General features: G+C 26.9%; 2 protein-coding genes. Both read right to left on the bottom strand.

Annotated elements, in window-relative coordinates; genetic code table 11:
- A partial coding sequence (locus FUA24_RS17105) for a DUF4230 domain-containing protein (protein ID WP_148544312.1) occupies positions 1 to 324 on the bottom strand: 324 nt, incomplete at its 3' end.
- A 166-nt stretch (positions 325 to 490) separates the two neighbouring features.
- On the bottom strand, positions 491 to 648 hold a 158-nt coding region (locus FUA24_RS17100), incomplete at its 5' end, for a response regulator transcription factor (protein WP_148544311.1).

Raw genomic sequence — 648 nt, 5'->3', positions numbered from 1 at the left:
TATATGAAGTGTTTTTGTGCTTTCATCAATATTATATTGAATTTTACTCAAATCATACGCTATAGTTACATCGGCATTTACAACTACCAATGCTTTTTTTTGTGATGTTATGTAAGAACCTAATAGATCTTTAGAGTTTTGGTAATTAAACACTTCACTAAAATGGCCTTCGGTAACCACAAGTTTCCCAACGTTTTGTATTTGTTTTTGAATAAGTGTTGAGCTTTCTTTAAGCAGAACTTCATCTTCTTTTTCATCATTACAATACTTAAACGTTAAAATAACAACTAAAGTAATTACAACACCAAATAGAATTTTTCGCATATACTAATTTAAAATATTTTAATTTGAACTGGAAAGTTAAGGCAAAAAAAAACATTAGTTTCCTTCGACATAAGAAGTCTAACCAATGCATTTTTGGAATGTAAATTAACACTACAAATATATATTGGTTGCCCTATTTTTAGTTTACCACAAGGTTAAACAACCTTTAAATTAAGTTATTTTTTTTTGCTTTTTGTACAGCTTCTAATTTATTATGTACTTGTAGTTTTTTATAGATATTCTCAATATGTTTTCTAACAGTTCCTGTTGAAAGAATTAAATTATCAGCTATTGCATTATAACTTAAGCCTTTGCTTAAATGCT

The organism is Seonamhaeicola marinus (assembly GCF_008085455.1).
This window is presented reverse-complemented; position numbering and strand designations above follow the sequence as displayed.